We start from the raw sequence: 13,248 nt of genomic DNA, 5'->3' as shown, positions 1-13,248 counted from the left end.
CCGTGCCGCTCCCGCGGATGATCGCCTCGCAGGCCGGCTACGAGTTCCGCACCGTGCTGCGCAACGGCGAGCAGCTGCTGCTGACGCTGATCATCCCGGTCGTCCTGCTCGTGCTGTTCAGCGCCACCTCGCTGCTGGACCTCGGTCCGGGCCGCCGCGTCGACTTCCTCGCGCCCGGCATCCTCGCGCTCGCGGTCATGTCGACGGCGTTCACCGGGCAGGCGATCGGCACCGGGTTCGAGCGGCGCTACGGCGTCCTCAAGCGGCTCGGCGCCACCCCGCTGCCGCGCGGCGGGCTCATCGCCGCCAAGACCGCCAGCGTGCTCGCGGTCGAGATCGTCCAGGCCGCGGTGATCTTTGCGGTGGCGCTGGCGCTCGGCTGGTCACCGCACGGCGACCCCGCCTCGGTGATCGTCCTGCTGCTGCTCGGCACCGCCGCGTTCTCCGGGTTCGGGCTGCTCATGGCCGGGACGCTGCGCGCCGAGGCGACCCTCGCCGCCGCGAACCTCGTCTACATCCTGCTGCTGGCCGTCGGCGGCGTCGTCTTCCCGCTCGACAAGTTCCCCGGCCCGGTGCGCGACGCCCTGGAGCTGCTGCCGATCTCGGCCCTCGCGGGCGGGCTGCGCGACGTCCTGCAGGACGGCGCCGCGTTCCCCGCGCAGCCGCTGCTCGTCCTCGCGGTGTGGGCCGTCGCCGGCCTCGCCCTCGCCGCCCGCTTCTTCAGGTGGGAGTAGCACGTGGCGCTCGCTGAAGGGACGGGGTCGCTCGGCGGCGCGCCCCGGATCCCGGCCCGCGTCCGCGCGCTGTCCCTGGGCTCGGTGCCGCCGCCCGCGCTGATCTTCCTCGGCATCGTCTCCGTGCAGGTCGGCGCCGGCCTCGCCAAGCACCTGTTCGACCGCATGCCGCCGACCGCCGTCGTGTCGATCCGGCTGCTGGCCTCCGCGCTCGTGCTGGGCTTCCTGGCCCGCAAGGCGCTGCGGACCGTCCTGCGCGACCACTCCTGGACGAGCCTCGCCGTCGTCGCCGGCTACGGGATCTCCCTCGCCGGGATGAACTTCGCGTTCTACCAGGCCCTCGCAAGGATCCCGCTGGGCGTTGCGGTGACGATCGAGTTCCTCGGCCCCCTCTCGGTCGCGATCGCCGGCTCGCGCCGCGCACGGGACGTCCTGTGGGTGCTGCTCGCCGGCGCGGGCGTGGTCATGCTCGCCCGGGGCGGCGGCGACGCCGACCTCCTCGGCATCATGTTCGCGCTGCTCGCCGCGGTCGGCTGGGCGTCCTACATCCTGCTCACCGCCGCCACCGGACGGCGCATCCCCGGCACCACCGGGCTCGCCCTCGCCAGCATCATCGGAGCGCTGGTCATGCTGCCGGGCGGCATCGCCACCGGCGGCGGCGCCCTCCTCGACCCGACACTGCTGCTGATCGGGCTCGGCGTCGGCCTCCTGTCGTCGGTGATCCCGTACTCGCTGGAGCTGGAGGCGCTACGCCGGGTACCCGCCCGGGTCTTCGGAATCCTGATGAGCCTGGAGCCCGCCGTCGCCGCCCTCGTCGGCCTGGTGGTACTCGGCGAGATCCTCACCGGACGCCAATGGGTCGCAATCGCCTGCGTCATCATCGCCTGCGCGGGCGCCACCCGCAGTCAGAAGGAACCACCCCAAGCACCCGAGGCGTGAGCCGTGCAAGCGGTTGCGGCCTGGGCAATGGTGTTGAGGTGGGGGTTGGTCTTGGGCGGTCTGTGGCAGCGTGGAAGGTTGGCGTCCTCCCCATGGCCAAAGCCGGGGATCCCGACCAGCGGGATCGCCGGTCGGACCGGTACTGCCTCGCGGGGTCCCGGTGGTTCCTGCTTCGCAGACCGGGCGGCCCCGAGGTCTCTGCAGGCTGACACGGGCCGTCCGCCCGCGTGTCTGATGTTCTTCGCGGCGTTCACGTCGGCGTTCTCGGCGTGTCCGCATCCTTCGGCTTTGCACCGGAAGACCGCTTGGCTCTCGCGGTTGCCTTCGGTGACCAAGCCGCAGGCGGAACACCGCTGCGACGTGTAGGCGGGATTGACCTTCACCACCGTCGTGCCGGTGTACCGGGCCGCGTCGGTGAGGGCGAGTTCGAGCCGGTGCCACCCCTTGTCGAGGATGGCCCGGTTCAGGCCCCGCTTCTGGGCGACCCGCTCACCCGGGTCGGCCACGGTGCCCTTCGCGGTGGCCGTCATCTTCGTGGTCTTGAGGTCCTCCAGCACGACCAGGGCGTTGCGGGCTGTGATGCGATTGGCCGTCCATGCGCAGAAGTCGGCTCGCCTGTCGGTGACCCGGCCCATGATGTTGTTCATCGCCACCACGGTCTTGCGGCGGTTCGAACTGCCCTTCTTCGTACGAGCGAGGCGTTGTTGAAGACGCCGGTACCGGGTCTGTTCGCCTTCGGTGATGAACTTGCGGTCATGGAAATCGCCGTCGCTGGTGACGGCCGCGACCTTCACGCCGCGATCTATCCCGACCGCCGTGTCCGGCATGACGTGCCGCTTGGGTGTGGTGATGCCGTCCTCCACGAGGAAGGAGACGAACCAGTGTGCGCCTTTGCGGCGGACGGTCGCCGAACGAACCCGGCCGCCAAGGGGCCGGGACCAGCGGAAGACGACCCAGCCCAGCTTCGGCAGCTTCGCCCGTCCTCGCTTGCGGCCGAGGCGTTCCACCGTGATGAGGTTTCCGGCGGGAAACCGGAACGACGGGGACCAGCGGACCTTGGACCGCCAGCGGACGGCGAAGGTTCCGTGGTCCCGGCACGCCTTGTCCAGGTCCTTGAGCACCTGCTGGAGCACGTGGGAGGGGGCGGCCTTGAGCCAGGGGTGGTCCTGCTTGGCCTCGGCCAGCTCGGCGGCCTGCGGGACGTAGTTCATCCACGCGCCCCGGCGCCGGTACTCGCGGCGCTGGTCGAGGGCAGTGTTCCAAACCGCCCGGCAGATGTTGCCGAACTCCTCGCACATAACGGCCTGCTCGGTGGTGAGTTCGAGCCGATACTTCCTGCCGGTCAGCATGGTTCCTCCTCTCTTCCAGGCGTTCTGCCGATTCAGCATATGGCAGTGGGTAATCAACTCGCATCGGAACGTCACATCGCCGATGGCGGGGTTGTCCACGGTTCGAGCTGGTTTCCGCGCTGCTAACGTTTCAGATCAAGGGGTACGGGTCGTCCAGTGTGGGGAGAGGGGTCGCCGTGATCGGCCGGAGCGAGGACCAGGGGATTCCGCCCGAGTTCTTCGAGGCGGGGCCGGCGTCGTTCGTCGACTTCCTGCGCCTGCACTCCCCCGAGCTGCTGCCCGTCAACCGGGTGCCGGAGGGCGACGTCCCGGAGCTGCCGCACGGCACGACCGTGCTGGCGCTGACGTTTCCGAGCGGCGTGATGATGGCCGGTGACCGGCGCGCCACCCAGGGCAACCGCATCGCCTACCGGGAGCTGGACAAGGTCCAGCGCGCGGACGAGTTCTCCGCCGTCGCGTTCGCGGGGACGGTCGGGCTGGCGCTGGAGATGGTCCGGCTGTTCCAGGTGGAGCTGGAGCACTACGAGAAGATGGAGACCGTCCCGCTGTCGCTGCCGGGCAAGGCCCGCCGGCTGGGCGCGGTCATCCAGGCGAACCTCGCGCAGGCGCTGCAGGGCCTCGCTGTTGTGCCGCTCTTCGCCGGTCTCGACCCCGACTCCGGTGAAGGGCGCATCTACACCTACGACATCACCGGCGCCCCGCAGGAAGCCCGCGACTTCCACGCCGACGGATCCGGCTCCCCCTACGCGCTGGGCGCGCTGAAGAAGCTCTACCGGCGCGACCTGTCCCTGGAGGACGCCGCCACCGCGTGCGTGCAGGCCCTGTACGACGCGGCCGACGACGACACGGCCACCGGCGGGCCCGACCCCACGCGGCGCATCTACCCGACGATCGCGGTCGTCACCGACGACGGCTACCGGCGGCTGCCGGAGGACGAGGTGTCCGCGATCGCCGACGAGGTCATGCGCGCCCGGATGGACAATCCCGGCGGACCGGTCGCACCCCTGCGCTGATCATCGGGAACGTCGTACCCGGCTTCTAGACTCGGGCGTATGGCACGCGCGAACGACGAGGCCGCAGCCCTCATCCAGGAACTGGCCGACCTGCTGTCCATCACCGGCGGCGACGCCTTCAAGATCAGGGCGTACGAGAAGGCCGCGCGGGCGATCGCCGGATACCCCGACGACATCGCCGGCCTCGACCTGGCCGGGCTCCGCAAGATCCCGACCGTGGGCGAGGCGATCGCCAAGAAGGTCCTCGACTACAACACGACCGGCACGATCCGGCAGGTGGAGGAGCTGCGCACGCAGATCCCCGCCGGCGTGCGCGCCCTGACCGCCATCCCCACGCTCGGCCCGAAGAAGGCCCTCACGGTCTACGAGGAGCTGGGGATCTCCTCGGTGGACGAGCTGGCCGCCGCGATCGAGGAGGGCCGCCTGCGCGGCCTCAAGGGCTTCGGCGCCAAGACCGAGGAGAACATCCTCCGCGGCATCGAGCTGATGCGGAGCTCTGGTGAGCGGGTCCTGGTCGACGCCGCCGCCAGCGTGGCCGACGAGATCGTCGCCACCCTGTCGAAGCTCCCGCAGGTGGAGCGCTGCGCCCATGCGGGGTCCCTGCGCCGGATGCGCGAGACGATCGGCGACGTGGACGTCCTCGCCGCGTCCCGCGACCCGCACCCGATCATGGAGGCGTTCACCGCGCTGCCGCTCGTCGCGGAGGTCGTCGTGGGCGGCGACAAGAAGACCTCGATCCGCACCACCAAGGGCCTGCAGGTCGATCTGCGGGTCGTCCCGCCCGAGTCGTGGGGCGCGGCACTGCAGTACTTCACCGGCTCGCAGGCCCACAACATCCGCACCCGCGAGATCGCCGTGAAGGCGGGTCTCAAGCTGTCGGAGTACGGCCTGTTCGACGCCGAGTCGGACGAGCTGATCGTGTCGGAGACCGAGGAGGAGGTCTACGAGCGCCTCGGCCTCCCCTGGGTCCACCCGACGCTCCGTGAGGACACCGGCGAGATCGAGGCGGCCCTCAAGGACGAACTGCCACGCCTCGTCACCGTCGAGGACCTGCGCGGCGACCTGCACAGCCACACCGACCTGACCGACGGCGTCGCCTCCCTGGCCGACATGGTCGCCGCCGCGCACGCCCGCGGCCTGGAGTACTACGCGATCACCGACCACGCCCCGAACCTGGTCATGCAGCGCATGACGGACGAGAAGATGCTCGCCCAGCGCGCCGAGGTCGCCGAACTCCAGAAGAGCTACCCCGGCCTCGTCCTGCTCCACGGCACCGAACTGAACATCGACCCCGACGGGAACGTCGACTGGGATGCCGGCTTCCTCTCCGGCTTCGACGTCTGCGTCGCGTCTGTCCACTCCCACTTCACCCAGGACCAGGACGCGATGACCCGCCGCCTCGTCCGGGCGTGCGAGAACCCGCACGTGCACGTCATCGGGCACCCCACCGCCCGCAGCATCGGCCGCCGCCCGCCCGTGGACGCCGACTGGGACGAGGTGTTCCGCGCCGCCGCCCGCACCGGCACCGCGATGGAGATCGACTGCTTCCCCGACCGCCTCGACCTGCCCGCCGACCTGATCCGCCGCGCGAAGCGGCTCGGCGTGAAGTTCTCCATCGACACCGACGCGCACTCGCTCGCCGACCACCGCAACATCCGCTACGGCGTGGGCACCGCCCAGCGCGGCTGGCTGACCCCCGACGACGTCATCAACACCTGGCCCCTCGACCGCCTCCGCGAGTTCCTCCGGAAGCGTTGAGCGATCACGCGGGTTGCGGGGCCTCCGCCTGGGGCGGGGCCACCGGGGCCGGTGCGGCGGCGAGGACGGGGCCGCGGTCGCGGAGGGCGAAGAAGAGGCGGAACGCGGCGATCCACATCAGCACCGCGCCGAGCATGTGCAGCAGCACCAGCCCGGCGGGGACGCCGAGGAAGTACTGGGTGTAGCCGATGGCGCCCTGGATCACGATCAGCGCGGCCAGCTCGTTCGCGCGCCGCTTCGCGGCGGCCGGCGCGCCCGTCCGGTAGAGGGCGATGATCACGGCGGCGGTCAGCGCGATGGTGAGCCAGGCCAGCTCGCCGTGGATGCGGGCGACGTCGGTGATGTTGAAGCCGTAGCGGCGGGACTCGGCGTCCCCCGCGTGCGGGCCGGTGCCGGTGACGACGGTGCCCGCGACGAGGACGGCGGCGCACGACACCAGCAGCACGGCGGCGAGCCCGCGCGTCCACGGCCCGGCGAGGCGGCGCGGCGGCGCGTCGCCCTCCCCGGCGCGGACCCAGAGGGCGACGCAGAAGACGAGCAGCGCCGGGGAGACGAGGAAGTGCAGCGACACGGCCGTCGGGTGCAGCTTGGTCAGGACCACGATGCCGCCGATGATCGCCTGCGCGACCACGCTCATCGGCTGCGCCAGCGCCCACCAGACGAGCTCCCTGCGGCGGGGCCGCAGCCGCAGCGCCGCGACGAACACGAGGATGCCGATGGCGAGCACCAGGAAGGTGACCATGCGGTTGCCGAACTCGATCGACATGTTCAGCACGTGGTGGTCGGGGCTGTGCGTCGGGACGAGGCTGTCGCCGGTGCAGCGCGGCCATTCCGGGCAGCCGAGCCCGGACTTGGTGACGCGGACGGCGCCGCCGCTGAGCACGATCAGCACGTTCCCGATGACTCCGAGGAGCGCGAGCAGCCGGAGCGACCCGGGGGTCGGACGCCACACGGCGTTCCAGGTCCGGGTCGGGAGGTTGGACGACCGTCGCTCTGCCACGGCACCAATCGTATGGCCGGGTCGCCGTGGCCTTGACCCGCCCCCCGGTTACGTGCCATAGGGGCCGGGCGCCCGCGGCGGCAGGAACCCCGACGGCCCCTGGCCCGCCCACGGCGGGGCGGGCGGCCAGTCCGCGCCGCGGCGCGGCGGCGTGCGCAGGAACGCCTGCCGGGCGAGGGACATCAGCTCCAGCAGCGAGTCGCGGCGGGTGACGAACCAGCGCTGGTCGGCCACGCCCCGGTCGGCGCGCTTGTGCAGCAGCGCCAGCTCGGTCGCGGCGAGCTGGTAGTCGGTCATGGCGCGGCCGGCGGGCGCGCCGCCGACCAGCCTGGCCCAGCGGCGGGCGGCCCGGCGGGACGGGATGGAGCGCAGCATCCGCACGTCCTGCGGCGTCACCAGGCCCGTCCCGGCGTACATCGGCAGGTAGGACTCGATGCGCCGGACGGTGCCGCGCCGCTCGACGAACACGATGACGATCAGCGCGACCAGGACGCAGAAGTCCAACAGGTAGACGATGCCGAGCCCGGCGAGGCCGAACGCGCCCGCGGAGCCGTTCCACAGCCCGTGCAGGATCATCGCGCCGAGCAGCCCGGCGAGCGGCGCGATGACCTGGCCGCGCCGGTGCGTGGCGGCGTAGGCGACGCCGAGGCCGGTCATGGAGGTGAACAGCGGGTGGCTGAGCGGCGCGATGAGGCCCCGCAGGATGAACACCGCCTGGAGCTGCTGGGCGCCGCCGTCCTCGAACGCCCGCATGTAGTAGGTGATGTTCTCCATCATGGCGAAGCCGAGGCCGACCATGCAGGCGTAGATGATGCCGTCGGCGAAGCCGTCGATCTCGTTGCGGCGGAACCACAGCAGGCCGAACAGGACGCCGCCCTTCAGCGTCTCCTCGATGATGGGCGCGCCGAACGTGGCGCTGACGAAGTGGCCCTCTGTCTCGCCGAAGATGGGCACGGTCACGTACAGCAGCCCGGCGGTGTTCAGGACGAGCGCGCCGAGCACGGCGATGCCCGCGCCCCACATGAACGAGAACACGAGGGCGCGCGGCGGTTCCGGTTCCAGCCGGTCCAGCGTGAGCGCGAGCGCGACCAGCACCGGGATCGGGAGGATGGCGAGCAGCACGCCGACCCAGAAGCCCGCGCCGCCGAGCGCGGCGTCGGCGCCGAACGCGACCAGGATGCAGAGCCCGGAAACGGTCATGCCGACGATGAGGCCGACCGGGGGCCGTCCGGGAACCCGGCCTTCGAGCACCGCCTTCGGGTCCATGCGTGCCATGACGTGAGCGTAACGCCCGGCCGGCGGTCACCGGCGGTGACCACGCGGCCGGGGCGGGCTCAGTGCAGCAGCGGGTCGACCGCCACGGCGGTGAACAGCAGCGCCAGGTACACGTTGGACAGGTGGAAGAACCGCATCGGCCGCAGGTGGACGCCGGTCACCCCGGCGCGCACCGCCTTCAGCAGCCGGTGTCCCTCGGCGAGGAACACCAGGCCGAGCACGACCGCGACGGCCCCGTACACCGGGCTCATCCCGGCGACCGGCCACAGCGCCAGCGAGGCGGCGACGGTGGCGTAGGTGTAGACGAGGCTCTCGGTGACGACGCGGCGCTCGGACGCGACGACCGGCAGCATCGGGACCTTGGCGACGGCGTAGTCCTCGCGGTAGCGCATCGCGAGCGTCCAGGTGTGCGGCGGCGTCCACAGGAACACCACCATGAACAGCACGAACGGCGTCCAGGCGACGGACCCGGTGATCGCGGCCCAGCCGATGAGGACGGGCATGCACCCGGCGATGCCGCCCCACACGACGTTCTGCGAGGTGCGCCGCTTGAGCAGCAGCGAGTACACGAAGACGTAGAACAGGATCGCGAACAGCGACCCGGCCGCGGCGACGGGGTTGACCGCCAGCAGGAACCCGGCCGTGGACAGCACGGCGAGCGTGACCCCGAAGATCAGGGCGCGGGCCGGGGTGACCTGGTGGCGGGCCAGCGGGCGGCGCCGGGTGCGGCGCATCTTGGCGTCGATGTCGCGGTCGATGTAGCAGTTGATCGCGTTGGCGGACCCGGCCGACATCGTCCCGAACGCCAGCGTCAGCAGCACCGTGGACAGCGGCGGGACGCCGCCGGCCGCGAGAAACATCACCGGGATGGTGGTGATCAGCAGCAGTTCGATGACGCGCGGCTTCGTGAGCGCCACATAGGCGCGCAGGCTCGCGCCCACCGTCCGGCGGGCGGCGCTTTCGGCGGGGTTGGGCGCGAGGACCGGCACGAGCGCCCGCTCTTCGAGCTCGACCCCACGCTTGTTACTGAGCACCGTCACAACTGCGTCCACGTCCAACTAGGGATGAGAAATCGGTCCACCTCGGCGGTGCCCCCGCGTTCCGGGCCGGCCTCGGGTTGGTGCGACTTCGGCTTGGTCTTTGTTGCCACGGCCACTGCCGGCAGCCGCGCAATCACTGTAGTCCGACCCCTCCGGGGGTCGCGCACCGGGTCGCCCGGCGCGCCCGGCGGCCCCGGCGCGGGGCGTCCGGATCACCCGCGGGATCACCCGCGCGGGGGGTTAGCCCGCGGGACGTCCGGGCAAGGGTGCTTGAAGGCGCGGGACCCCCGCCTCCCCCGGAACGCGGCGCGTTCCCGCACCAGCCTGCGGCGGCCGCCCCGCGCGATAGGCTCGCCGGGGGTGCGGCGTGATCTTCACCCGCCGCGGACCGGGCGGCGGCACGGGGCAGGGGCAGGCGCGCCGCACAACTATGCACAGTGGTCTTGACACCGGTTCGAGAGGAGCCTGGCGTTCCGTGAGCAGGGACAACAGCACGTTTGAGTGGTCCGACCAGGACCGGCGCGCGGTGGACGTGATCCGCGCCCTCGCCATGGACGCGGTCGAGGAGGCCGGCTCCGGTCACCCCGGCACGGCGATGAGCCTCGCGCCCGCCGCCTACCTTCTCTTCCAGCGCTACCTCCGGCACGACCCGACGGACCCGGACTGGGCCGGCCGGGACAGGTTCGTGCTCTCCTGCGGGCACTCCAGCCTGACCCTTTACATCCAGCTGTACCTGTCGGGCTACCCGATGACGCTGGACGACCTGAAGGCGCTGCGCAAGTGGGGCAGCCTCACCCCGGGCCACCCAGAGCACGGGCACACCGCCGGGGTGGAGACGACCACCGGCCCGCTGGGGCAGGGCGTCGCGAACGCGGTCGGGATGGCGATGGCGGCCCGCCGCGAGCGCGGCCTGTTCGACCCGGACGCGCCGCAGGGCGAGTCCCCCTTCGACCACATGATCTGGGCGTTCGCGTCGGACGGCGACGTCATGGAGGGCATCAGCCACGAGGCGAGCGCGCTGGCCGGCCACCAGCGGCTCGGCAACCTGGTGCTGCTCTACGACGACAACGAGATCTCGATCGAGGACGACACCTCGATCGCGATGTCGGACGACGTGCGGGCCCGGTACGAGGCGTACGGGTGGGACGTCCACCACGTCGACTGGACCGAGAACGGCGAGTACGAGGAGAACGTGGCCGCGCTCGCGGCGGCGTTCGACGCGGCGCGGGCGGAGACGGCCCGCCCGTCGCTGATCTCGCTGCGGACGATCATCGGCTGGCCCGCGCCGAACAAGAAGAACACCGGCAAGATCCACGGTTCGGCGCTCGGCGCGGACGAGGTCGCCGCGACCAAGCGGATCCTCGGCATGGACCCGGCCGAGACGTTCCAGGTCCCCGAGGACGTCCTCGCGCATGCCCGCGAGGTGTGCGGGCGGGGCCGCGCCGACCACGCCGAGTGGAGCAAGGCCTTCGACGCGTGGCGGTCGGCGAACCCGGACCGGGCCGCCGAGTACGACCGGATCTCCTCCCGCGCGCTGCCGCCCGGCTGGGAGGAGGCGCTGCCGGAGTTCGAGCCCGGCAAGGACGTCGCGACCCGCTCGGCGTCCGGTGAGGTGCTGGCGGCGCTGGCGCCGGTGCTGCCGGAGTTGTGGGGCGGCTCCGCCGACCTGGCGGGCAGCAACAACACGACGATGAAGGGCGAGCCGTCCTTCGTCCCCGAGGAGTTCCAGACCAAGGAGTTCCCGGGCAACCGCTACGGCCGGACGCTGCACTTCGGCGTCCGCGAGCACGCGATGGGCGCGATCTGCAACGGCATCGCGCTGCACGGCGGCACCCGCCCGTACGGCGGCACGTTCCTGATCTTCAGCGACTACATGCGCCCGGCCGTCCGGCTGGCGGCGCTGATGAAGCTGCCGGTCACGTTCGTGTGGACGCACGACTCGATCGGGCTCGGCGAGGACGGCCCGACGCACCAGCCCGTCGAGCACCTGTGGGCGCTGCGGGCGATCCCCGGCCTGGACGTCGTCCGGCCGGCGGACGCGAACGAGACGGCCGTCGCGTGGCGGACCGTCCTGAAGCACACCGACCGCCCGGCGGGCCTCGCGCTGACCCGGCAGAAGGTGCCGACGTTCGAGCGCGGCGGCGAGATCGCCTCGGCGGAGGGCGTCGCCAAGGGCGGCTACGTGCTGGCCGACGCCGACGGCGGGCAGCCGGAGGTGATCCTCATCGCGACCGGCAGCGAGGTCGAGCTCGCGCTGGAGGCGCGCGCGGCGCTGCAGGGCGAGGGCACCCCGACCCGCGTCGTGTCGATGCCGTGCGTGGAGTGGTTCGAGGCGCAGGACGACGCCTACCGGCAGCAGGTCCTGCCGCCCGGCGTCCGCGCCCGCGTGTCGGTCGAGGCCGGCGTGGCGCTCGGCTGGCGCACCTACGTCGGCGACGACGGCGAGTCGGTCAGCCTGGAGCACTTCGGCGCGTCCGCCGACTACAAGACGCTGTTCCAGCAGTTCGGCATCACCGCCGAGCGGGTCGTCGCGGCGGCGAAGGCCAGCCTGATCAGGGCGGGCGTGCACGGCGCCGGGCGCGGCTCCACCACCGGCAACTAGGAGAGGACGATGAGCGAGATTCTGAAGCGGCTCTCGGACGAGGGCGTGTCGATCTGGCTGGACGACATCAGCCGGGAGCGGCTGCGCACCGGCAACCTGGCGGAGCTCGTCAAGGACAAGCACGTCGTCGGCGTCACGTCCAACCCGACGATCTTCGCCAAGGCGCTGAGCAAGGGCAACGCCTACGACGACCAGGTCCGCGACCTGACGCTGCTCGGCGTGGACGTCGAGGAGGCGTCCCGCGCGATCACCACCTACGACATCCGGTGGGGCTGCGACGTGCTGCGCCCGGTCTACGACCGGACCGGCGGCGTGGACGGCCGCGTGTCCATCGAGGTCGATCCGCGGGTGGCGAACGACACCGCCAAGACGGTCGCCGAGGCGCGGATGCTGTGGTGGCTGGTCGACCGGCCCAACCTGTTCATCAAGATCCCGGCGACGCCGGAGGGCCTGCCCGCGATCACCGAGACGCTGGCGCAGGGCATCAGCGTGAACGTGACCCTGATCTTCTCGCTGGAGCGCTACGGCGCGGTCATCGACGCGTTCTTCGCCGGCATGGAGAAGGCCCGGGAGAACGGGCACGACCTGTCGAAGATGGCGTCGGTGGCGTCGTTCTTCGTCAGCCGGGTCGACACCGAGATCGACAAGCGGCTCGACAAGATCGGCTCGGACGAGGCGAAGGGGCTGCGCTCCAAGGCGGGCCTCGCCAACGCCCGGCTCGCGTACGCGCTGTACGAGGAGAAGTTCGGCACGGACCGGTGGCAGGCGCTGAAGGACGCGGGGGCCCGCCCCCAGCGGCCGCTGTGGGCCTCGACCGGCGTGAAGGACCCCGACCTCAACGACACGCTGTACGTGGACGAGCTGGTCGCGCCGGGCACCGTCAACACGATGCCGGAGGCGACGCTGGTGGCCGAGGCCGACCACGGCCAGGTGCGCGGCGACACCGTCCGGGGCACCTACGACGACGCCCGCGCGCACATGGCGGCGCTCAAGGACGTCGGCGTCGACTACGACGACGTCGTGCGCGTGCTCGAGGACGAGGGCGTGGAGAAGTTCGCGGCCTCGTGGAAGGGCATGCTCGACTCCATCACCGGCGAGCTGGAGTCCAAGAAGGCCGGCGCGTGACCTCGGTGGTGACCGCCGGGGGGATCTCGGTCACCATCCGCGGCGCGGTCGTCGACGAGGGCGAGACGGTCCTGGACCGTCTCGTCTCCGACGGCGTGCCGGGCTCGCTCGCGTCCGGCAGCGCCAAGCTGTGGGGGCCGGACGCGGCCCCGCTCGCCGCCCGCCGGCTCGGCTGGCTGGACCTGCCGGAGACCTCGCGGTCCCCGGCGGGCCGGCTCGCCGGCCCGGCGGGCGCCCCCCGCCGCGCACGTCCTCAACCGGGACCCGCGCCGGCCCCCCACGCCGCGCGCGACCCTCCCCACGGCCCAGCCGCGCCGCCGCACGGCGCGCCCCGCGCCCGCCGGCCCCCCCCGCCCCGCCCCGCCCCCGCCCGCCCCCGCCGCCCCCCCCCCCCCTCCCCCCCGCCCCCGCCG

Annotated in this window: 10 protein-coding genes and 1 pseudogene; 7 read left to right on the top strand and 4 right to left on the bottom strand. The window is 72.2% G+C overall.

The features are described 5' to 3' along the window. Positions 1-17 precede the first annotated feature (17 nt). Positions 18-734 carry an ABC transporter permease gene (locus HUX53_RS36140; RefSeq protein WP_176407796.1) on the top strand — a complete coding sequence of 239 codons (717 nt, stop codon included), beginning with the start codon at positions 18-20 and terminating at the stop codon, positions 732-734. A gap of 3 nt (positions 735-737) precedes the next feature. Next, the gene (locus HUX53_RS36135) at positions 738-1,673 is read left to right on the top strand and encodes a DMT family transporter (protein ID WP_176407773.1); all 936 of its coding nucleotides are present in this window, start codon (positions 738-740) and stop codon (positions 1,671-1,673) included. Here the strand turns inward: HUX53_RS36135 and HUX53_RS36130 are convergent. Next, complete coding sequence (locus HUX53_RS36130; RefSeq protein ID WP_255205973.1) at positions 1,640-3,022, bottom strand: transposase; 1,383 nt, start codon at positions 3,020-3,022, stop codon at positions 1,640-1,642. The two genes, HUX53_RS36135 and HUX53_RS36130, sit on opposite strands and share 34 nt — an antisense overlap. Before the next feature lie 176 nt (positions 3,023-3,198). Here HUX53_RS36130 and prcB point away from each other — a divergent pair, with 176 nt between their 5' ends. Both prcB and polX read left to right on the top strand, forming a co-directional pair. Then, complete coding sequence (prcB, locus tag HUX53_RS36125) at positions 3,199-4,035, top strand: proteasome subunit beta (protein ID WP_176407772.1); 837 nt, start codon at positions 3,199-3,201, stop codon at positions 4,033-4,035. 39 nt (positions 4,036-4,074) lie between these two features. Continuing rightward, positions 4,075-5,793, top strand: coding sequence for a DNA polymerase/3'-5' exonuclease PolX (polX, locus tag HUX53_RS36120; protein WP_176407771.1), 1,719 nt, complete (start codon positions 4,075-4,077; stop codon positions 5,791-5,793). A 4-nt stretch (positions 5,794-5,797) separates the two neighbouring features. On the opposite strand, the gene HUX53_RS36115 is transcribed toward polX, so the two are convergent. From HUX53_RS36115 to HUX53_RS36105, 3 genes are read right to left on the bottom strand one after another with little or no spacing between them, the layout of a single operon-like run. Then, positions 5,798-6,793 (bottom strand): heme A synthase, encoded by a 996-nt coding sequence (locus HUX53_RS36115; RefSeq protein WP_176407770.1) that lies wholly within the window; start codon positions 6,791-6,793, stop codon positions 5,798-5,800. Positions 6,794-6,841: 48 nt separating this feature from the next. Next, on the bottom strand, positions 6,842-8,068 hold the full coding sequence (locus HUX53_RS36110) for a PrsW family intramembrane metalloprotease (protein WP_176407769.1): 1,227 nt from the start codon (positions 8,066-8,068) through the stop codon (positions 6,842-6,844). Positions 8,069-8,127: 59 nt separating this feature from the next. Further along, on the bottom strand, positions 8,128-9,057 hold the full coding sequence (locus tag HUX53_RS36105) for a heme o synthase (RefSeq protein WP_309237602.1): 930 nt from the start codon (positions 9,055-9,057) through the stop codon (positions 8,128-8,130). A 526-nt stretch (positions 9,058-9,583) separates the two neighbouring features. Between HUX53_RS36105 and tkt the strand changes: the two genes are divergently transcribed. The 3 genes and pseudogenes from tkt to HUX53_RS42060 all read left to right on the top strand — a co-directional run. Beyond that, complete coding sequence (tkt, locus tag HUX53_RS36100) at positions 9,584-11,710, top strand: transketolase (protein WP_309237598.1); 2,127 nt, start codon at positions 9,584-9,586, stop codon at positions 11,708-11,710. Between the two features lie 9 nt (positions 11,711-11,719). Next, entirely contained in the window at positions 11,720-12,835 is a 1,116-nt protein-coding gene (tal, locus tag HUX53_RS36095) for a transaldolase (protein ID WP_176407767.1), read from the top strand. After that, a pseudogene (locus HUX53_RS42060) lies at positions 12,832-13,248 on the top strand (hypothetical protein); the annotation flags it as partial. The gene tal and the pseudogene HUX53_RS42060, both read left to right, overlap by 4 nt.

The organism is Actinomadura sp. BRA 177 (assembly GCF_013372625.1).
Taxonomy (GTDB): Bacteria; Actinomycetota; Actinomycetes; order Streptosporangiales; family Streptosporangiaceae; genus Spirillospora.
This window is presented reverse-complemented; position numbering and strand designations above follow the sequence as displayed.

Excerpts from the sequence above, each read along its gene's own strand:
- HUX53_RS36140 (WP_176407796.1), top strand. The coding sequence starts at position 18 with ATGATCGCCTCGCAGGCCGGCTACGAGTTCCGCACCGTGCTGCGCAAC.
- HUX53_RS36130 (WP_255205973.1), bottom strand. The coding sequence starts at position 3,022 with ATGCTGACCGGCAGGAAGTATCGGCTCGAACTCACCACCGAGCAGGCC.
- polX (WP_176407771.1), top strand. The coding sequence starts at position 4,075 with ATGGCACGCGCGAACGACGAGGCCGCAGCCCTCATCCAGGAACTGGCC.
- HUX53_RS36110 (WP_176407769.1), bottom strand. The coding sequence starts at position 8,068 with ATGGCACGCATGGACCCGAAGGCGGTGCTCGAAGGCCGGGTTCCCGGA.
- tal (WP_176407767.1), top strand. The coding sequence starts at position 11,720 with ATGAGCGAGATTCTGAAGCGGCTCTCGGACGAGGGCGTGTCGATCTGG.